19 protein-coding genes are annotated in these 19,045 nt (G+C 70.4%); 9 read left to right on the top strand and 10 right to left on the bottom strand.

Going from position 1 to position 19,045, the window contains the following annotated elements:
• Positions 1-98 precede the first annotated feature (98 nt).
• Positions 99-818 (top strand): YoaK family protein, encoded by a 720-nt coding sequence (locus tag JOF37_RS09150; RefSeq protein ID WP_271175016.1) that lies wholly within the window; start codon positions 99-101, stop codon positions 816-818.
• Positions 815-1,918, top strand: coding sequence for an acetamidase/formamidase family protein (locus JOF37_RS09155; protein ID WP_210006536.1), 1,104 nt, complete (start codon positions 815-817; stop codon positions 1,916-1,918). Before JOF37_RS09150 ends, JOF37_RS09155 begins: the two co-directional genes overlap by 4 nt.
• Here JOF37_RS09155 and JOF37_RS09160 read toward each other — a convergent pair.
• Both JOF37_RS09160 and JOF37_RS09165 read right to left on the bottom strand, forming a co-directional pair.
• Positions 1,915-2,301: a DUF2256 and DUF3253 domain-containing protein gene (locus JOF37_RS09160; RefSeq protein ID WP_210006537.1), complete on the bottom strand. Its 387-nt coding sequence runs from the start codon at positions 2,299-2,301 to the stop codon at positions 1,915-1,917. The genes JOF37_RS09155 and JOF37_RS09160 overlap by 4 nt on opposite strands.
• A 68-nt stretch (positions 2,302-2,369) precedes the next feature.
• Complete coding sequence (locus JOF37_RS09165; protein ID WP_210006538.1) at positions 2,370-3,389, bottom strand: LLM class flavin-dependent oxidoreductase; 1,020 nt, start codon at positions 3,387-3,389, stop codon at positions 2,370-2,372.
• Between the two features lie 141 nt (positions 3,390-3,530).
• Between JOF37_RS09165 and JOF37_RS09170 the strand changes: the two genes are divergently transcribed.
• The 5 genes from JOF37_RS09170 to JOF37_RS09190 all read left to right on the top strand — a co-directional run bounded on the left by JOF37_RS09170 (position 3,531) and on the right by JOF37_RS09190 (position 9,150).
• Complete coding sequence (locus JOF37_RS09170) at positions 3,531-4,484, top strand: ATP-grasp domain-containing protein (protein WP_210006539.1); 954 nt, start codon at positions 3,531-3,533, stop codon at positions 4,482-4,484.
• A gap of 61 nt (positions 4,485-4,545) precedes the next feature.
• The gene (locus tag JOF37_RS09175) at positions 4,546-6,102 is read left to right on the top strand and encodes a cryptochrome/photolyase family protein (protein ID WP_210006540.1); all 1,557 of its coding nucleotides are present in this window, start codon (positions 4,546-4,548) and stop codon (positions 6,100-6,102) included.
• Entirely contained in the window at positions 6,099-6,851 is a 753-nt protein-coding gene (locus tag JOF37_RS09180; RefSeq protein ID WP_210006541.1) for an SDR family NAD(P)-dependent oxidoreductase, read from the top strand. Before JOF37_RS09175 ends, JOF37_RS09180 begins: the two co-directional genes overlap by 4 nt.
• A complete protein-coding gene (locus JOF37_RS09185; RefSeq protein ID WP_210006542.1) occupies positions 6,851-7,741 on the top strand; it encodes a UbiA family prenyltransferase in 891 nt (296 codons plus the stop codon). The genes JOF37_RS09180 and JOF37_RS09185 overlap by 1 nt, the downstream gene beginning before the upstream one ends.
• Positions 7,738-9,150 carry a phytoene desaturase family protein gene (locus JOF37_RS09190; RefSeq protein WP_210006543.1) on the top strand — a complete coding sequence of 471 codons (1,413 nt, stop codon included), beginning with the start codon at positions 7,738-7,740 and terminating at the stop codon, positions 9,148-9,150. The genes JOF37_RS09185 and JOF37_RS09190 overlap by 4 nt, the downstream gene beginning before the upstream one ends.
• Positions 9,151-9,185: 35 nt before the next feature.
• Here JOF37_RS09190 and JOF37_RS09195 read toward each other — a convergent pair whose 3' ends face one another.
• The 4 genes from JOF37_RS09195 to dnaB all read right to left on the bottom strand — a co-directional run bounded on the left by JOF37_RS09195 (position 9,186) and on the right by dnaB (position 13,295).
• Complete coding sequence (locus tag JOF37_RS09195) at positions 9,186-10,508, bottom strand: APC family permease (RefSeq protein WP_210006544.1); 1,323 nt, start codon at positions 10,506-10,508, stop codon at positions 9,186-9,188.
• Positions 10,509-10,605: 97 nt separating this feature from the next.
• On the bottom strand, positions 10,606-11,508 hold the full coding sequence (locus tag JOF37_RS09200) for an ATP-grasp fold amidoligase family protein (protein WP_271175017.1): 903 nt from the start codon (positions 11,506-11,508) through the stop codon (positions 10,606-10,608).
• Positions 11,505-11,816 (bottom strand): hypothetical protein, encoded by a 312-nt coding sequence (locus tag JOF37_RS09205; RefSeq protein ID WP_307803458.1) that lies wholly within the window; start codon positions 11,814-11,816, stop codon positions 11,505-11,507. The genes JOF37_RS09200 and JOF37_RS09205 overlap by 4 nt, the downstream gene beginning before the upstream one ends.
• Positions 11,817-11,924: 108 nt before the next feature.
• Entirely contained in the window at positions 11,925-13,295 is a 1,371-nt protein-coding gene (gene dnaB / locus JOF37_RS09210; RefSeq protein ID WP_210007746.1) for a replicative DNA helicase, read from the bottom strand.
• A gap of 465 nt (positions 13,296-13,760) precedes the next feature.
• On the opposite strand from dnaB, the gene JOF37_RS09215 reads away from it, so the two are divergent.
• Complete coding sequence (locus tag JOF37_RS09215) at positions 13,761-14,849, top strand: hypothetical protein (protein WP_210006546.1); 1,089 nt, start codon at positions 13,761-13,763, stop codon at positions 14,847-14,849.
• Between the two features lie 80 nt (positions 14,850-14,929).
• Complete coding sequence (locus JOF37_RS09220; RefSeq protein WP_210006547.1) at positions 14,930-17,212, top strand: beta strand repeat-containing protein; 2,283 nt, start codon at positions 14,930-14,932, stop codon at positions 17,210-17,212.
• A gap of 157 nt (positions 17,213-17,369) precedes the next feature.
• Here JOF37_RS09220 and rplI read toward each other — a convergent pair whose 3' ends face one another.
• The 4 genes from rplI to rpsF are packed head-to-tail and all read right to left on the bottom strand — an operon-like array spanning position 17,370 to position 19,040.
• Entirely contained in the window at positions 17,370-17,822 is a 453-nt protein-coding gene (rplI, locus tag JOF37_RS09225; RefSeq protein WP_023953547.1) for a 50S ribosomal protein L9, read from the bottom strand.
• An 11-nt stretch (positions 17,823-17,833) separates the two neighbouring features.
• Positions 17,834-18,088, bottom strand: coding sequence for a 30S ribosomal protein S18 (gene rpsR, locus JOF37_RS09230; RefSeq protein WP_023953545.1), 255 nt, complete (start codon positions 18,086-18,088; stop codon positions 17,834-17,836).
• Positions 18,089-18,147: 59 nt separating this feature from the next.
• Positions 18,148-18,678, bottom strand: coding sequence for a single-stranded DNA-binding protein (locus JOF37_RS09235; RefSeq protein WP_210006548.1), 531 nt, complete (start codon positions 18,676-18,678; stop codon positions 18,148-18,150).
• A 5-nt stretch (positions 18,679-18,683) separates the two neighbouring features.
• Positions 18,684-19,040: a 30S ribosomal protein S6 gene (gene rpsF, locus JOF37_RS09240; protein ID WP_210007747.1), complete on the bottom strand. Its 357-nt coding sequence runs from the start codon at positions 19,038-19,040 to the stop codon at positions 18,684-18,686.
• Positions 19,041-19,045 lie beyond the last annotated feature (5 nt).

Below are 19,045 nucleotides of genomic sequence, written 5' to 3' on the forward strand. Positions count from 1 at the left end.
CGCGATAGGCACGCCGGGTTGGTCCGACCAATCCCGCCGCGTCCGCTACCCTCGGACTCGGATCGGCCGACCGGCGGCCGCCGACGAAGAGGTGGACCGTGGCCCGCAACCGCACACCCCGTGACGCCGAGTCGACCCGGCAGGCAGTCGCGCTCTCCACTCTGATGATCCTCACGTTCGTGACCGGCGTCGTCGACGCCGTCGGCTACCTCGCCCTCGACCGGGTGTTCGTCGGCAACATGACCGGCAACATCGTCATCCTCGGCATGGCGGTCGCGGGCGGAGACGACCTGCCGATTCTCGGTCCCGCGATCGCGCTCGCGGCCTTCACCGTCGCCGCCTTCGCGGCAGGGCTGTTCCTGCGCACACGACGCAAGGAGTGGGGAGGCGCCGTGACGGGCCTGCTCATCGCCGGGGCGGTGGTGATCGCGGCGCTCGGTGTGGCGTTTCTGATCCCGGATGCCGCCGACTCCGAGGCCCTCATCCTCACCGCCTCGACGCTGACGGCGGCAGCGATGGGCATGCAGGCGGCGGTGGCGCGCAGTCTCGCCGTCGCCGACATGACCACGGTCGTCGTGACCTCGACGCTCACCTCGCTCGCGAGCGAATCGCTCGTCGACGGCGGCATCCGCGGGTTCTGGAACCGGCGGCTCGGGGCGATCGTCCTCATCTTCCTCGGCGCGCTCGCGGGAGCCGCCCTCCTGGTGTTCGGCCCGGGGGTGCCGCTGCTGCTGGCGGCGCTCCTCACCGTCGTCGTCGTGGTGATCGGCCACCGGCGGCTGTTCACCCCGGCCCGGCGCGAGCCGGTCGTCGCATGACGATCCTGCAGCCCGGGGTCGGCGAGACGCCCGGAGACCACTACCTGCCGGCACGTCCCGACACCGTGATGTGGGGCCGGCTGCCGTGCGCAGCCGATGCGCCGGTGCTGACCATCGCGTCGGGATCGAGCGTGACGATCGACACCGTCAGCCACGAGGGCGTCCTGGAAGACCAGGGCAAGGATCCCCGCGCCTACTTCGGCCGCCACGGGGTCGAACCCGGCCAGGTGCTCGATGACGCCGTCGCGATCGCCGCGGCGCTCTCCCGCGATCCCGCGAACGACGGCCCCCACATCGTGACCGGTCCCATCCACGTCGAGGGCGCGCAACCGGGCGACCTGCTGCGCATCACCGTCGAACGCCTCGTTCCGCGCGTCCCGTACGGCGTGATCTCGAACCGTCACGGTCGCGGCGCGCTCGTGGGGGTCCTCCCCCGCACACCGCTCACCGTCAGCGTCTTCACTCCTGTCGAGGAGCGCGTGTCAGGCCTCGTGGGCACGCTGCCCCTGAACGACGACGGCGACCGCGTCGTCGAGTTCCCGCTCGCGCCGTTCCTCGGCACGATGGGGGTCGCCGTCGCCGGAAACGAGCGCCCCCACTCGGTCCCTCCGGGCGCGCACGGCGGCAACCTCGACATCAACCTCCTCACCGAAGGTGCTCGTCTCTACCTTCCGGTGCAGGTGCCCGGCGCTCTGGCCTACGTCGGCGACCCGCACTTCGCGCAGGGCGACGGCGAGGTGGCGCTCACGGCGCTCGAGGCGTCGCTGCGTGCGACGCTGCGCTTCGACGTGGTCCCCCGAGCCGAGGCGCTGCGCGAGTTCGGCGCGGTCGCCGGACCCCTCGTGCGCACCGACGAGTTCCTCGTCCCGACCGGCCTCGACGTCGACCTCGCCGAGGCGATGCGCAAATGCGTCCGCGCGGCGATCGACCTCATCAGCGCCCGCTGGGGCATGGACGAGCACCTCGCTTACGCGTACCTCAGCGCCGCGACCGACTTCGACATCTCGCAGGTGGTCGACATCGTGTGCGGCATCCACGCCCGAATCCGTGAAGCCGACTTCGACGCCGTCGACCGCCCGGAAGACCCGGCAGCGGGCTAGGCCTGCCGGCGCCGGATCCGGATCGGTCCCTTGGCGGTCGAGGGGTCGACGACCGCGCCCCGCTGCGTGATCTCGACCTCGCCGTCCGCGACGAGACGTCGCGCCGCGCGCCGCGCCGGCTCCAAAAGGTCGCGCCACTCCTCGCCGCCGACTCTCCGCGCCGCTTCGGACGGGCAGATGGTCGCGGTCGCCGCCCGCGCGTCGAGCAGATCGAGGATGGCCTGCGTCAGCTGGGCATCGACCGGGCGGATGCCGCGACGCCGGCAGGCATCCGAGCAGTAGCGGACCTCGTCCCAGTTCTTCGCCCATTTCGCGCGCCACTGCATCTCACGCCCGCACGACGCGCAGGTCTTCGGCGGCGGAGTGGCGTCGGCTCGGGGCATGGTCCCAGTATCCGTCGCCACGCGGCGGGTCGGCGCGGCGGGCCGGCTCGACCCTTCCCGGCGAGAGCTCAGCGCACGAGCGGGATGACCTGATCGGCGAACCGCTCGAGCTCGTCGAGCGCCGGCGAGAACTGCAGCAGCAGCGTGTCGACGCCGACATCCTCGAAGGCGCGAATGCGGTCGGCGACCTGCTGGGGCGTGCCGATGAGCTCGGGACGCAGCCCCCGGTTCGAGACGGAGTACTCGCGCAGGCTGATCTCGACGTCGAGCTGCGACTTCGTCACGAAGTCCTGATACGACTCGTAGGCCGCGCCCGAGCGCACGTCGGTGATGCGCGCCAGCTCGGCCTGCGCCTCTTCCTCGGTGTCGCGGACGATCGCGAACGCCGCCATCCCGAAGTGCTGGAACGGCCGCTGCCCCGTGCGCTCGCGCCGCGCGCGCATATCGGCGATCTTGGTGGCGAGCTCGTCGACCGTGCCCCCGTGGGTGACGTAGGCATCGGCGAACCCGGCGATGGCGGCACGGCCCGCCTCGCTCTCACCCCCGGCGTAGATGAGCGGTGCGGTCGCCGGCTTGGGTTCGAGGTGGGTGCCGGTGAACGAGAAGTGCCGGCCCTCGTGATCGAACGGCGTCTGCGACCACAGCCCCCGCAGGACGTCGACGTACTCCGTGGTCAGGGCGTACCGGTCGTCGTGGTCGGCGAACGAGATGCCGTACTGCCGCGCCTCCTCAGCCCACCACGCCGAGACGACGTTGAGGGTGAATCGACCCTGCGCGATCTCCTGGATCGTCGCCGCCTGCTTCGCGGCGAGCGCGACGGGGTGATAGCTCGGGCGCAGGGCGGCCATGATCTCGATGCGCGACGTGACGGCAGCGGTCGCGGTCGCGATCGCCCAGGCATCGAGAGCCGGGCCCGCGTGGCCCTTGATGTCGTTGAGGTTCAGCTCGGGCACGAGCGTCACGTCGAACCCGCCGTCCTCCGCGGCACGGGCGATCCGCGCGATGTGCGCGAACGTCGCGGGCGTCCGCTCGTCGGCGACGTTGCGCAGCCAGCCGCCGTAGGTGGGGGTCCAGTAACCGAAACGCATGCGTGCTTCCTCTCGACATCGATGGCGGCCGAACCCGTCGATCCTCACACGTCACGGACCCGACGAGGCCCGCACGGCGCCCGGGGTGTCATGGTCCGTCACGCGGCCCCCGCCCGCTCGCGAGCGGCTTAGCCTGACGGGATGTCGACTTCGCCTCAGGTGTACGTGATCCACGAGAACCCGGAGTGGTGGGCGCCGTTCGCGTCGGCCTTCGCCGCGGAGGGCATCGCCGCCGAGCAGTGGCTGCTCACCGACGGGTCGATCGACCTGTCGGCCGAGCCGCCGCAGGGCGTCTTCTGGTCGCGACTGTCGGCGTCGGCGCACACCCGCGACCACGCGGAGTCGAAGGAGTACGGCCGCGCCGTGCTGCGCTGGCTCGAGTCGTGGGGCCGGACCGTCATCGGGGGCAGCGACGTGCTGGAGTTCGAGGTCAGCAAGGTCGCGCAGCACGCCGCGCTCCGCGCCGCCGGCGTGGACGTCCCGCGCACCGTGGCCGTTTTCGGCACGGGTGACCTGAAGCGCCGCGCGCGCGAGTTCCCGGTGCCCTTCATCAGCAAGCACAACCAGGGCGGCAAGGGCTTGGGGGTGCGCCGGTGGGACACGCACGAGGAGTTCGACGCGTGGGTCGACGGCCCCGCGTTCGAGGCATCCCCGGACGGCATCACGCTCATCCAGGAGTTCCTGTTCGCGCGCGAGCCGTTCGTCACGCGAGCCGAGTACGTCGGCGGCGAGTTCGTCTACGCCGTGCGCGTCGACACGAGTGCCGGCAGCTTCGAGCTGTGCCCGGCCGACGCGTGCGTCGTCGACCCCGGCGCCGCCGCCCCCGCTTTCCCGCCCTTCGCGCGTCGCGAGGAGATCACCGCCGACCACCCGCTCGTGGTCCAGCACCGCGACTTCCTGCGCGGCGCCGGCATCCGTATCGCCGGGATCGAGTTCGTCGAGACGATCGACGGCCGCCTCGTCACCTACGACCTCAACACCAACACGAACTACAACCCCGACGTCGAGGCCGCGGCCCCGGCATCCGGTCCCGGCGAGATCGCGCGCTTCCTCGGCGGGCTGGTCCGCGCCGACGCGGGCGTCCTCGCCGGCTAGCGCAGCCCGGGCCGGCGCACAAGCGATAGGGAAGGTCGGATGCGGTTCCTACGCTGACACCGTGCTCCGGAACCTCGTCATCGTGCTGGGCGACCAGCTCGCTGCCGACGCGAGCGGTTTCGACGGCTTCGACCCCGCGCAGGACGCCGTGTGGATGGCCGAGGTCGGCGAGGAGTCGATGCACGTCTGGAGCACGAAGCCGCGCACCGCGGTGTTCCTCGCCGCGATGCGCCACTTCGCCGCCGACCAGCGCGGCGCCGGGCACACGGTGCACTACATGGAGCTCGACGACCGAGAGAACAGGGGCACGTTCGCCGATCAGCTCGCCGCGGACCTGGCCCGGCTGCAGCCGGCGGGGCTCGTCATGACCGAACCGGGCGAGTGGCGCGTGCGCGAAGCGCTGCAGCAGACGGCGGATGCCGCCGGCATCCCGCTCGACATCCGCGTCGACCGGCACTTCTTCTGCACGGTCGCCGAGTTCACCGAGCACGCCGCGGGCCGCGCGACACTGCGGATGGAGTACTTCTACCGCGAGATGCGTGAACGTCACGGCGTCCTCATGACCGACCGCGGCCAGCCCGTCGGCGGCCGATGGAACTACGACGCGGACAACCGCAAGGCGTTCCCGAAACAGGGTCCCGGGCTCGTGCCACCGCGCGCGACCTTTCCGCCCGACGACATCACCCGCGACGTGCTCGCGCTCGTCGAGCGGGAGCTCGCCGAGCACCCCGGCTCGCTCGATACGTTCGCGTGGCCCGTCACCCGCGCGCAGGCGCTCGAGGCGCTCGAGCTCTTCATCGACGAGCGGCTGCCGGGCTTCGGTGACGCACAGGACGCGATGTGGCCGGGCGAGCCCTGGCTCTGGCACGCGCACCTGTCGTCGTCGATGAACCTCAAGCTGCTGCATCCGCGCGAGGTCGTCGTGGCCGCCGAAGCGGCCTACCGGGCGGAGCGGGCACCGCTAGCGGCGGTCGAGGGGTTCATTCGGCAGATCCTCGGCTGGCGCGAGTACGTCCGCGGCGTCTACTGGACGCAGATGCCCGGGTACCTGCAGCGCAACGCGTTCGAGGCGTTCGAGCCGCTGCCTGACTGGTACTGGACCGGCGACACCCCGATGGCATGCCTGAAGGATGCCATCGACACCACCCTCGAGAACGGTTACGCCCACCACATCCAGCGCCTCATGGTCACGGGGCTCTACGCCATGCTGCTCGGCGTCGACCCGCGCGAGGTGCACGCCTGGTACCTCGCGGTCTACGTCGACGCGGTCGAATGGGCCGAGCTGCCGAACACGCTCGGCATGAGCCAGTACGCCGACGGCGGGCTCATGGGCAGCAAGCCCTACGCCGCATCGGGCAAGTACATCGACCGCATGAGCCCGTACTGCAAGACGTGCCCGTTCGACCCGGCGAAACGGACCGGCGACGATGCCTGCCCCTTCACGACCCTGTACTGGGACTACCTCATCCGTCACGAGCAGCCTCTCGCCGAGAACCGCCGCATGGCGCTGCAGGTGAAGAACCTCGGTCGCCTCGACGACGACGAGATCACCGCGATCCGCGACCGTGCCGACGCCATCCGGCGGGGCGACGTCGCCGCACCGAAGGGAACCCGATGACTCAGAACAACGCGGCCGAGAACGACATCGCCCTCGTCACCGGTGCCCGTGGCGGCGTGGGGCGGGCGCTCGTCGCACGGCTGCGCGCCCGCGGCCTGCGCGTGGCGGCGGTGGGCCGCGACGCGGCGGCGCTTGCCGACGTGTCCGCCGACGCGCACATTGGGGCGGACGTCACCACGCCCGACGGGGCGGCGAGAGCTCTCGACGTGTGCCGCGCCGAACTGGGTGCCGCGCCCGCGATGCTCGCCCACGCGGTCGGCAGCACCCTGATCACGCCGCTGCACCGCACGAAGACCGACGACGCGCTCGTGGTGCTGCGCGTCAACCTCGAGAGCAGCCTGTGGATGCTGCGGGCCTGGCTCGACGCGACGGGCAAGGCCCCGGGCGCCGCCGTCTTCGCGAGTTCCGTCGTCGCCCGCGTCGGCGTCGCCAACCACGAGGTGATCGCCGCGGCGAAAGGCGGTGTCGAGGCGCTCGTGCGCAGCGCCGCCGCGACCTACGCCGCCCGCGGCATCCGCGTGAACGCCGTCGCTCCCGGCATGACCGACACCCCGCTCACCGCGACGATGCTCGCGGCTCCGATGCTGCGCGAGAGCGCCGAGAAGCAGTACCCGCTCGGCGGCGTGCAGTCCGCCGACGAGGTCGCCGCGGTCATGGACTGGCTGCTCTCGCCGGGAGCATCGCGCATCACCGGCCAGGTCGTCCCGGTCGACGGCGGATTCACGACCATCCGGCCGATGGTGAGATAGTGACGACACCCGAACCGAGGAGCGCCGCCATCACTCGTCAGACATCGACCGTCGCGCGCCTCGTCCACATCTCGCGGCCGGTGCTGTGGATCAACACGATCGGCACCGGGGCGCTCGGCATGTGGCTGACCGGTCAGCTGATCGACGTCGCCGCGATCCCGCTTCTGGTCTGGCTGACGCTTCCCTTCAACCTGCTGATCTACGGCGTGAACGACATCTTCGACCAGGAGACCGACGCGCTCAACCCGCGCAAGGGGTCGATCGAGGGGGCGCGGATCGAGCCGCGCGAGGTGAAGCTCATCGCATGGGCCGTCGCGATCACCAACATCCCCTTCCTCGTCTACTTCGTCATCGCGCTGCCCCTGCCCGCCGTCGCGCTGATCCTGCTCTACGCGGGCGTGTTCGTCTTCTACTCGGCCCCGCCCCTGCGGTTCAAGGCGCGTCCATTCCTCGACTCGCTGAGCAACGCCGCCTACGGTCTGCCGCTGCTGATCCTGCCCGTCGCCCTCGAGGCACCGCCCGTCTGGCCCGCCGTCATCGGCCTGCTCGCATGGAGCGTCGCGAAGCACGCCTACGACGCCGTGCAGGACATCGACGAAGACCGCGAAGCGGGCATCACCACGACCGCCGTGCTGCTCGGTCCCCGCGGCACCGCTTTGTGGAGCGGGGCGTGGTGGCTCGTCTCGACCGTGCTGTTCGCGCTGATCAGCGTTCCTGTCGCACTCGTCAACCTCGCCCTCGCCGGCACCCTGGTCGTCTGGATGCTGCTGCGCCCGGCGCCCGCCACCGGCCGCAAGCTCTACCCCCTCTCGGTCGCGTTTCCCTACATCGCGGGATCGGTCGCGAGCGGACTGCTGCTGGCGGCCATGTTCCTGGGGATCTACCCGTGAGCCGCATCGTCGTCGTCGGAGCGGGCCTCGGCGGGCTCGCGGCATCCGCCCTGCTCGCCCATGCCGGCCACCGCGTGACGCTGCTCGAAGCGGGCGAGACCGTCGGCGGCAAGAGTCGGCGCATCGAACTCGACGGCGAACGCATCGACACCGGCCCGTCGCTCGTCACCTTCCCGGCCGTCTGGGACGAGCTGCTGCGCCGCCTGAGTGCGGGCACGAACGCGGGCACGGATTCCGGTCGGCTCGACCTCGTCCGCCTCGACGAAGTCGGCCGCTACTACTACCGCGGCGAAGAGGTCTCGCTGCCGGTGCCGGAGGGGCATCCCTGGCACCCCGCGTGGCAGCGCTTCAGCGACCTGCACGCGCCGCTCGCCGGCGACGTCGCATCGCTGCTCGTAGCCGACCCGCTCGACCGCGCCTCCCTGCCCGCGTTGCAGCGGTTGCTCGCCGTCTACGGTCGGCGGCTCAGCACCCGCGCGTACCTCGACAGCCTCACCTGGATGCCCGAGGGGCTGCGCGAGATCATCGCGATCCACACCCTCAACGCCGGGGTCTCGCCCGCTCGCACGCCCGCGCTGTACGCGAGCATGCCGGCGATCATGGCGGCTGACGGAGTATGGGTGCCCCGCGGCGGCGTCTTCGAGATCGTGCTCGCGCTGCAGCGAATGGCGGATGCCGCCGGCGTCGAGATCCGCACCGGCGAGCGCGTCACGCGCATCGAGCGCGGACGGGTCACGACCGAGCGAGGGTCGCACGAGGCGGATGTCGTCGTCAGCGGGCTCGACGCGTCGCGGCTGGACGGCCTGCTCGGCCGGCGTCGGCGAGCGCTCGGATCGCCGTCGCTGTCGTGCTCGGCCGTCGCGATCTACGGCGTGCTCGACGAGCCGTTGCCCGAGCGGATCGCCGCGCACAGCGTCATCCTGCCCACCAGACCCGACGCCCTGCACCGCAGCCTCGCCGCCGGCGACGAGCCCGCCGACACGATGGCGTTCGTCAACCACTACCGTGCGCGCGAGATCTATCCGAACGACCGCAGCACGCTCGCCGTGCTGCTCACGAGCCCCGCGGACGGTCACGGCTACTCGCTCGACCACCCCTTCGTGAGGCGCGAGATCGAGCGCATCTCGAGTGTGATGGGGCTGGACGCACCCCTGACCGACGGCATGACCGAGACGACGGTGCTCGACCCGCGGTACTTCGGCTCGTTCGGCGAACCGCACGGGGCGCTCTACGGTGCGTCGCGACCGCTGTGGATGAGCGGCCCGCTGCACCGACCCGCGCAGCACGACCCGCGGACGCCCTGGCTCTGGCGGGTCGGCGCCTCGGTGCATCCCGGCGGCGGCATCCCCGCTGTACTGGGCGGGGCGATGATCGTCGCGTCGAAGCTGCTCAAGCGGCATCCCGCCTGAGCGGTCCCCGACTGAGCGGTCCCCGACCGAGACGATCACACCGCGCGTTCGCCCCGACGACGCGCCCAGCGGGCCACGAAGTACAGCACGACGCCGACGGCGATGAGGATCGCGCCGAAGATCCAGACGCGCAGGGTCTGCTGGCTCAGCAGCAGCAGGCACGACGCGATGCCGAGGACAGGCACGAACGTCCACACGCGGAAGTGATCGTGCTCCACCCGGTCGCGGCGCAGCACGAGCACCGACACGTTCGCGCTGAGGAACACGAAGAGCAGCAGCAGCACGACCGTCTCGGCCAGCAGCGCGAGGTCACCGACCAGGGTCAGCAGCATCGCGACGAGCGTCGTGGCGAGGATCGCGACCCACGGCGTGCGCCGACGCGGCAGCACCCGAGACAGCGCCTTCGGCAGCAGCCCCTGCTCGGCCATGCCGTAGGTGAGGCGGCTGGCCATGATCATCGTCAGCAGTGCGCCGTTGGCCACCGCGATGAGAGCGATGAGGCTGAACAGCCACGACGGCACGGCGACGCCGCTCGCCTCGACGACGGCCAGGAGAGGTCCGCTCGAGCTCGACAGCTCCTCGGGAGGCAACGCGATGCTGCTCGCGAGGCCCACCAGCACGTACACGACGCCGGCCGCGCCCAGCGCCGCGAAGAGCGCACGGGGGTACATCTTCGACGGTTCCTTGACCTCTTCGATCATGTTGGCCGAGGTCTCGAAGCCCACGAACGAGTAATAGGCGATGATCGCACCCGCCAGCACGGCCGACGCGACTCCGGTGCCCTGGGGCACCTCCATGACGCGCGACACGTCTCCGCCGCCCCCGGCGAGGAGGAAGCCGACCACCACGACGACGATCACCAGTCCCGAGACCTCGATCGCGGTCATCACGAAGTTCGCACCCATCGATTCCCGGATGCCGCGGGCGTTGAGCGCCGCGAGCACGGCGAGGAACACGATGGCCACCGGCACGACGGGAACCTCGACGAATGTCTGCAGGTACTGACCCGCGAACGCGATCGACAGGCCCGCCGCGCTCACCACGCCCGCGGCCAGCATGCAAAAGCCGACGAGGAACGACACGAGCTTGTTCTTGAACGCACGCTCCGCGAAGACCGCGGCACCGCCGGCGCGGGGGTACTTCGTCACCAGCTCGGCGTACGACCCGGCGGTGAGCATCGCGAGCACGAGGGCCGCGAGCAGCGGCGCCCACAGCATCCCGCCGACGCGCTCCGACAGCACCCCCATCAACGCGTAGACGCCGGCCCCCAGGACGTCGCCCAGGATGAACGCGAACAGCAGCGGTCCACCGATCCCCCGACGCAGGCGGGATGGCGCAGGGGTGTCTGTCTTACTCATTCCGCCGACGGTAGGGCGCGAGGGGTGGAATCGCTCAGCGGCTTGACAGCGGACCGCGGATGAGCGCACACCTCGGAGTGCAGGTGACGCGGCAGCGTCAGCGGTATCGACGCGGCACGGTCCAGGGGCGCCCGAACTCCGTGTTGAACGACTCGGGATCGAACGGGCTGTCACCCCCGGCGGGGAAGCTCGTCAGCTCGCCGAACACGACGCGGCCGTCGACGTCGTACAGATCGACGCGGACGAAGTCCGCGCCCTCACCCAGCTTCTGGGCGACGCGGATCATCTCGTCGAGATGGTCGGGACGGGCGCGCTCCGGGTCGGCCCACGGCGGGCCGCCGCTCATCGGGATCCGCGTCCAGTCGGGGCGGAAGAAGTCCTGCGTGCGGCCGCCGAAGCGCCCGCCGTCGACCTGGACGAAGTGGCATCGCCCGTGGAAGACAAAGAACTTGTAGTCATCCGGGATGCCGCCGTCGGCGCCCACCAGGAACTCCTCGACGATGACGCGTCGTGGCACCTGTCCGTAGACCCATTCACGGTTCGGGCCCTGCCCGTAGAGCTTCTCGACCCAACCCTCGGCGATCGCCACGACCTCGTGCGGATGCGCGGACTCGGGGCGCACGTGCCGGTACACCCATCCCCACCGGGCCTCGGGTAGCCGGGCGTCAGCGGGCGCCGCCGCGGAGACGACGATCGCCGCGCCGCTCCCGTGCGTCGGCTTCACCACATAGGCCTCGGGCCAGTCCAGCTCCAGCAGATCCCGCGGTTCATCGACGATCGCGTACGCCCGGGGCAGGTACCGCTCGCCGATCACGGCCGCGACATGCTCACGCACGGCGGCCTTGTCGGCGAACGTGACGATCAGGCTGCGGCGATCGCGCAGCATCTTGTAGCGCACCTTCTCGCGGAACGTCGTCGGGTTACGGGTACGCCACAGGCGCAGCATCCGCACCAGCCGACTGCGCTCTCGCCAGCGGGCACCACGGTGGGTGGTGCTCACGATTCGTCGAGGTCGTCTTCCTCGTGACCGATCGACTTCGCCTCGAGGAAGGCGCAGAGCTCGGCGGCAACCGTGAACTCGGCGGCGAGCGCGTGCATCTGGAAGCTGCTGAGGATGGTGAAGTCCGGCTGCGGCTCGATCGTGATACGCCACCGCGCATCGCCGATCTCGATCGGCTCCATGAAGACCGAGACGGAGGAATTCGCGAGCGGCACGACGACCAGACCGGTGTCGGAACCCGCGGAACCGTCCTGGATGAGAACTCTGATCAGGTCGCCCGATCCGCGCTGCGCATGGAACTCGTCCACCCAGTGCTCGAGCGTTTCTTTACTGCGGAACGGCATCGGGCTCCAGACAGGCCGAGGGCGGATGCGCGAAAACCGCGCACTGGATCATAACGGCCGACGGCTGACCGCTCAGTCCATCCCCACGGCCATGTCCGTGAAGCGTGAGAAGTGTCCCTGGAACGCCACCGTCACGGTGTCGGTGGGACCGTTACGGTGCTTCGCGACGATCAGGTCGGCTTCGCCCGCGCGGGGGCTGTCCTTCTCGTAGGCCGCCTCACGGTGCAGCAGGATGACGATGTCAGCATCCTGCTCGATCGAGCCCGATTCACGCAGGTCGCTGATCGCCGGCTTCTTGTCGGCGCGCTGCTCGGCGCCACGGTTCAGCTGCGACAGCGCGATGACGGGCACCTGCAGCTCCTTCGCGAGCAGCTTCAGGGCACGCGAGAACTCCGAGACCTCCTGCTGACGCGACTCGACCCGCTTGCCGCTCGTCATCAGCTGCAGGTAGTCGATGACGACCATCTTGAGCCCGACGCGCTGCTTCAGCCGCCGGCACTTCGCGCGGATCTCGACGAGCGTCATGTTCGGGCTGTCGTCGATGTAGAGCGGTGCATCGTTGATGCGGCCGCGCGTTGCGGCGACGGTGGTCCAGTCGCGTGAGTCGAGCGTTCCCTTGCGCATCGACTGCAGCGGCACGGCGCCCTCGGCGCTCATGAGGCGCATCGCGATCTCGCTGCGCCCCATCTCGAGGGAGAAGAAGATCGTCGGTGCGTCGTTCTTGATCGCGGCCGCACGCGCGAAGTCGAGCGCGAGCGTCGACTTACCCATCGCGGGTCGCGCCGCGACCACGATCATCTGACCGGGGTGCAGGCCGTTCGTCAGCTGGTCGAGACCCGAGAAGCCCGTCGGGATGCCGGTCATCTGACCGTCTCGCCCGCGCGCGGCCTCGATGTCGTCGATGGCGGCGGTGACGGCGACCTCGAGGGGGACGTAGTCTTCGGCCTTCTCGGCGCCGGTGACGGAGTAGATCTCGGCCTGCGCGTTGTTGACGAGGTCGACCGCGTCGCCCTGGCCGTTGTAGCCCATCTGCACGATGCGCGTGCCGGCCTCGACCAGACGACGCAGCAGCGCGCGCTCGTTGACGATCGACGCGTAGTAGCCGGCGTTCGCCGCGGTCGGCACGATCGAGGTCAGCGTGTGCAGGTAGTCCGCACCGCCGGCGCGCTGCAGCTCGCCGTTCTTGATCAGCTCGTCGGTGACGGCGACGACGTCGGTCGGCTCGCCGTGCGAGTACAGCGACAGCAGCGCCTCGTAGATGAGCTCGTGCTTGGGGACGTAGAAGTCGGTGCCGCGCAGCGTCTCGATGACGTCGGCGACGGCATCCTTCGACAGCAGCATTCCGCCCAGCGTGCTCTGCTCGGCGAGGAGGTCGTGCGGTGGGGTCCGGTCGGGCTCTCGTCGCCCGCCGAGCCTGTCGTCAGCGATATCCGCGATCGACATCCGCACCCCCGCATCCTGGCCTGCCTCCGAGCCGCAGTACACGGTATGGATGGCCACCGACAGCCGCAAACTTGCCTGTGGATAACTCTGTGGACAGGATGCGGGAAACGCCGCCCGCGTTGTGTACAAGTCCTGTGGAAAACGCCGGAATCTCTGCGAGGTTCACACTTTTTTTAGCCCTCTGATCGGCTATTTCAGTTTCCCCAGCCTGTGGATGAAGATCGTGTTTGAACCATCGCTTGAAGGTTGTTCATCTGGGGACTCACTTGTGTAAAACAGCGGTGTTGTCAAGTCGAGTCCGCAGCCTCTCGCGCGGCGGGAGATCCGATGCGCGAAGCACTGTGCCGAAGGCCCGTAGACAGCCCCGGGGGACGGGAGTATGGTTCTGCGCCAAGCAGTACCCGCAGGCACGGGACTCACTCCGTGCGAACGACGACGACGCTTTCGGGGAGGTGAACGTCGGTCATGAACAAGCGCACGCGAACGCGCCGTTGGGTGCCCGTTCTCGGCACCGGCGTCGGCCTCGCCTTCGCCTGGACCGCCCTCTCCCTCGCGCTCGCGCCGGCCAGTCACGCAGCCGAGGGCATCCCGGGGCCCCTCGACGGGATCGTCTCGCCCGTGACCGATACGGTCGAACACGTCGTCGAGGCCGTCGCCCCCACCGTGCAGACGACCGTTCAGCGGGCGGCACCGCCCGTCCAGCACGTGGCTGAGCCCGTCGTCCAGCACGTGGCCGAGCCCGTCGTCCAGCCGGCCGCGCCCGTCGCGGCCCCCGTGGTCGAACGGGTCGTCGAGCACGTCGCCGAGCCGGTCGTCCAGCACGTCGCCCCGGTGGCCGAAACCGTCGCCGAAGTCGCCGCTCCGCTCGCCACGCCCGCCGCGGAGGCGGTCGCTCCGGTCACGCAAGCGGTCGTCCCGCTCACTCGTGCGCTCACCCCCGCAACGGATGCCGCAGGGCCCGCTCTCGCTCCGGTTCTTGGCGTCATCGGCGGCGCCGTCGCCCCGATCGGCTCGGTGCTCACCCCGATCACCGACGCCCTGTCGCCCGTCATCGCCCCGATCACGGATGCCGTTGTCCCCGGCGTCACGGTTCCCGCGATCCCCGGCCTGCCGATCGAGCTGCCCGCCGCCGCCGGTATCACGCTTCCGGGAACCGCCGTCGTTGCGGACGGTGACGCCCTCGGATCCACCGCGGCGGGCCTCGCACGGCAGGCCACTGCTGCTCCTGTCGACGCGCTCGCACCCGTCTTCGCCGCCGCCAGCGCCAGCCTGCCCATTGCCGTGTTCTCCTCCCTCACCGAGGCACTCCCCTCGGTGGGGTCCGCGGTCGTGCAGAACGCGCTTCTGCCAGGCTCTGCCGCGTCCTCGGGACTGCCGGCATCGGGCGGCCCCGGATCGTCTTCCGCGGGCGCCGCTGGCGCAGCGGGCGGCATCGCCGGCGCGCTCTTCGCCCTCGCGGGTGGGGCGTTCCTGGTCGCCGGTCGCAGCGGCCGCCTGACGAACGCGACGGGCCCGATCTCGCCCGTCTTCCCCACCGACGTCTCTCCCGACTGACGGATGGTCGGCCGCGCACGCGCGGCATGACCCCCGGCGCTCAGCGCCATTCATTCGTCATTCTCAAGGAGAGAACAATCATGAACACCACCGTCTCGCGTGCCGTCTGGGGCACGCTCCTCGCCGGGGGGATCACGATCCTCGGCGCATCGGTCGCCCACGCGGCCGACACCACCGGAGAGGACGGGCTGCTCTCGGGCACCCAAGGCATCGTCTCCGTCGATGCTCCCGTCACCGTCGAGGGAACCTCGATCGCCGTGATCGGCGATGCCGACAGCTCGACCTCGGGCTCCAGCGCACCGGCTCCCGCGCCGGCGCAGAGCGGCTCCACCAGCGGCGCCGACGGCGTCGGTTCGGGCTCGCAAGCGATCATCGACGTGTCGGTGCCCGTCACCGTCTCGGGGACCTCGGTCTCGGTCATCGGCGACAGCAACTCGTCGACCGACAGCGCGCCCGCCCCGGCACCCGCGCAGCCTGCACCGGCACCGGCACACGCCGCTCCGGCGACGGACGGCTCGGACGGTGTCGTCTCGGGCACGCAGGTCGTCGCTCCGGTGACGGCACCGATCGACCTCGACGGCACCGCCGTCTCCGTGATGGGTGACGCCAACAGCGACACCACCATCGGCGGCAACACCAGCACCGACACCACGGGCGGCACCACCGCACCAACGACTAACGGCAACGACGGACTCCTGTCCGGCACGCAGGTCGTCGCTCCGGTGACGGCACCGATCGACCTCGACGGCACCGCCGTCTCGGTCATCGGCGACGCCAACAGCGACACCACCACCGGCGGCACCAGCACCGGCACCGGCAGCACGGGCAGCACCGGCGGCACCACCGCACCGACGACCGACGGCACCGATGGCATCAGCAGCGGGACCCAGGTCATCGCACCCGTGACGGCCCCGATCGACCTCAGCGGCACCGCCGTCTCCGTGATCGGTGACGCCAACAGCGACACCACCACCGGCGGCAACACCACCACCGGCACCACGGGCGGCACCACCGCACCGACGACCGACGGCACCGACGGCATCGGATCCGGCACCCAGGTCATCGCACCCATCACGGCACCGATCAACCTCGACGGCACCGCCGTATCGGTCATCGGCGACGCCAACAGCGACACCACCACCGGCGGCAACACCACCACCGGCAGCACGGGCGGCACCACCGCACCGACGACCGGCGGCGCCGACGGCATTGGCAGCGGGACCCAGGTCATCGCACCCGTGACGGCACCGATCGACCTCAGCGGCACCGCCGTCTCCGTGATCGGCGACGCCAACAGCGACACCACCACCGGGGGCAACACCACCACCGGCAGCACGGGCGGCACCACCGCACCGACGACCGACGGCACCGATGGCATTGGCAGCGGGACCCAGGTCATCGCACCGGTGACGGCCCCGATCGACGTGAGCGGCACCGCCGTCTCCGTGATCGGTGACGCCACCAGCGACACCACCACCGGCGGCAACACCGGCAGCACGGGCGGCAACACCGGCGCACCGACGACTGACGGCAACGACGGCATTGGCAGCGGGACCCAGGTCATCGCACCCGTGACCGCACCGATCGACCTCAGCGGCACCGCCGTCTCGGTCATCGGCGACGCCAACAGCGACACCACCACCGGCGGCAACACCACCACCGGCAGCACGGGCGGCACCACCGACGCACCGACCACCGACGGCACCGACGGCATCGGATCCGGCACCCAGGTCATCGCACCCATCACGGCACCGATCAACCTCGACGGCACCGCCGTCTCCATCATCGGCGACGCCACCAGCGACACCACCACCGCCGGCAACACCGGTAACACCGGCACCACGGGCGGCACCACGGCCCCGGTGACCGGCGGCTCGGGCGGTATCGGCAGCGGCACCCAGATCGTGCTCCCCATCACGGCGCCGATCTCGGTGGGCGGCACGGCCGTCACCGTCATCGGCGACGCCAACACCGGGACCACCCCCGGCACGACGCCCGGGACCAACCCCGGCACCACTCCGGGCACGAACCCCGGCACCAACCCCGGCACGAACCCCGGAACCAACCCGGGCACGAACCCCGGCACCACACCGGGCACCAACCCCGGCACCAACCCCGGCACCACGCCGGCGACGAGCACGCCGGGCACCACGCCGGCCGTCTCGACGGGCAACCCCGCAGCGACCGCCGTCCGCGGCGACATTGCGAGCGTCGTCGCGGCCCCGGCCGCCGGCTCGACGGACCGACCGCTGATGCTCGCCAAGACCGGCGGTGAGCTGTCGACGGCTCTCGGCCTCGGCGCGCTGGCCCTGGTGCTCAGCGGCATGGTCCTCGTGGCACTCCGCCGCCGCACGACGGTTTGAACCGAGGGGCATCGCCAACCGGAATCGCGGATGTCGCAGGCCCTCGGGTCTGCGGCATCCGCTCCGGCCTGCCCGCTGGTCACGCACCCGCACCACCCAGAAACGACGGATGCCGCGAACCCGAAGGTCCGCGGCATCCGTACTCGTGCGCCAGGTATTACTTGGCGGCGACCACCTGCAGGGTGATCACGGCGGTGAGGTCGTCACGCAGGCGAATGGTCGCCTCGTGCTCGCCCACGGCCTTGATCGGCGAGGTGATGTGGATCTTGCGCTTGTCGAGGTCGCCCAGACCAGCAGTCTTGACGGCGTCAGCCACGTCGGCGGGCTTGACCGCACCGAACAGACGGCCTTCGGCGCCGGCCTTGACCGACAGCTTGACCTTGTTCGACTCGAGGTTGTTCTTGAGCGCCACAGCCTCTTCGTGGTCGTGGATCGCGCGGGCGTCACGAGCGGCGCGGATGGACGCCACCTGCTTCTCGCCACCGCGGGTCCAGGCCACAGCGAAGCCCTGGGGGATGAGGTAGTTGCGGGCGTACCCGTTCTTGACCTCGATGACGTCACCGGCGCTTCCGAGCCCGGCGACCTCGTTCGTGAGAATCAGCTTTGCCATGTCGGTGCTCCTTACCGGCCAGCGCCGGCGTAAGGCAGGAGCGCCATTTCGCGCGCGTTCTTGATCGCCTTGGCGATCAGACGCTGCTCCTGCACCGAGACACCGGTGATACGACGGGCGCGGATCTTCCCACGCTCCGAGATGAACTTGCGGAGCGTCGAAACGTCCTTGTAGTCGATGACGCCGACGCGGATCGCCTTCGCGGGGGCCGCGTTCTTCGCGCCCTTCCGCGGCTTGCGGCGGTCGCCGGTTGCCTTTCCAGCCATTGTTTTTCCTTACGAGAGTGATGATCGGATGCCGCTGCGAGCAGCACCCGGAATCCGATTCAGAACGGGGTGTCGTCGCCGTAGGAGGCGCCGCCGGTTCCCGGTGCGCTCCACGCATCCGGTGCGGAAGAACCCGGGGTCGCCCACGGCTCCTCCTGCACCTGCTGCTGCGGGCGCGACTGCTGACCGCCGCCGAAGTTGCCGCCGCCACCGCCACCGGAGCCGGATGCCGCGCGCGTGACCTGTGCGGTCGCGTAGCGCAGCGAGGGGCCGATCTCGTCGACCTCCAGCTCGATCGCGGTGCGGTTCTGGCCCTCACGGTCCTGGTAGGAGCGCTGACGCAGGCGGCCGGTCGCGACGACCCGCATGCCCTTGGTCAGCGAACCCGCCACGTGCTCGGCGAAGTCGCGCCACACGGACGCGCGGAGGAACAGCGCTTCGCCGTCCTTCCACTCGTTCGCCTGGCGGTCGAAGGTGCGAGGAGTCGAGGCGATCGTGAAGTTCGCCACCGGCAGGCCGTTCTGCGTGTAACGCAGCTCGGGGTCTGCCGTGAGGTTGCCCACGACGGTGATGACGGTCTCGCCGGCCATGTGCCTTAGGCCTTCGCAGCCTTCGCGGGGGCAGCAGCCTTGCGGGCGGCCTTCGCCTCGGAGCGCGCCTTCTCGGCGGCGACCTGTGCGATGGCCTCCTCGGCGCGCAGGACCTTGGTGCGCATGATCGACTCGCTCAGCTTGAGCTGGCGGTCGAGCTCCTGCGTGGTCTCGCTCGTCGCGGTGAAGTTGACGACGGCGTAGATGCCTTCGTTCTTCTTCTGGATCTCGTACGCCAGGCGGCGACGGCCCCAGATGTCGACGTTCTCGATGGTTCCGCCGTCATTCGTGATGACCTTGAGGAACTTGTCAAGGTTGGGAGCAACCTGACGCTCATCGATCTCGGGCTGGAGAATCACCATGAGCT

The organism is Microbacterium imperiale (assembly GCF_017876655.1).
Taxonomy (GTDB): domain Bacteria; phylum Actinomycetota; class Actinomycetes; order Actinomycetales; family Microbacteriaceae; genus Microbacterium; species Microbacterium imperiale.

Coding starts and splice junctions, on each gene's coding strand:
- JOF37_RS09155 (WP_210006536.1), top strand. CDS start 815: ATGACGATCCTGCAGCCCGGGGTCGGCGAGACGCCCGGAGACCACTAC.
- JOF37_RS09160 (WP_210006537.1), bottom strand. CDS start 2,301: ATGCCCCGAGCCGACGCCACTCCGCCGCCGAAGACCTGCGCGTCGTGC.
- JOF37_RS09165 (WP_210006538.1), bottom strand. CDS start 3,389: ATGCGTTTCGGTTACTGGACCCCCACCTACGGCGGCTGGCTGCGCAAC.
- JOF37_RS09170 (WP_210006539.1), top strand. CDS start 3,531: ATGTCGACTTCGCCTCAGGTGTACGTGATCCACGAGAACCCGGAGTGG.
- JOF37_RS09180 (WP_210006541.1), top strand. CDS start 6,099: ATGACTCAGAACAACGCGGCCGAGAACGACATCGCCCTCGTCACCGGT.
- JOF37_RS09195 (WP_210006544.1), bottom strand. CDS start 10,508: ATGAGTAAGACAGACACCCCTGCGCCATCCCGCCTGCGTCGGGGGATC.
- dnaB (WP_210007746.1), bottom strand. CDS start 13,295: ATGTCGATCGCGGATATCGCTGACGACAGGCTCGGCGGGCGACGAGAG.
- JOF37_RS09215 (WP_210006546.1), top strand. CDS start 13,761: ATGAACAAGCGCACGCGAACGCGCCGTTGGGTGCCCGTTCTCGGCACC.
- JOF37_RS09220 (WP_210006547.1), top strand. CDS start 14,930: ATGAACACCACCGTCTCGCGTGCCGTCTGGGGCACGCTCCTCGCCGGG.
- rplI (WP_023953547.1), bottom strand. CDS start 17,822: ATGGCAAAGCTGATTCTCACGAACGAGGTCGCCGGGCTCGGAAGCGCC.
- rpsR (WP_023953545.1), bottom strand. CDS start 18,088: ATGGCTGGAAAGGCAACCGGCGACCGCCGCAAGCCGCGGAAGGGCGCG.
- JOF37_RS09235 (WP_210006548.1), bottom strand. CDS start 18,678: ATGGCCGGCGAGACCGTCATCACCGTCGTGGGCAACCTCACGGCAGAC.
- rpsF (WP_210007747.1), bottom strand. CDS start 19,040: ATGGTGATTCTCCAGCCCGAGATCGATGAGCGTCAGGTTGCTCCCAAC.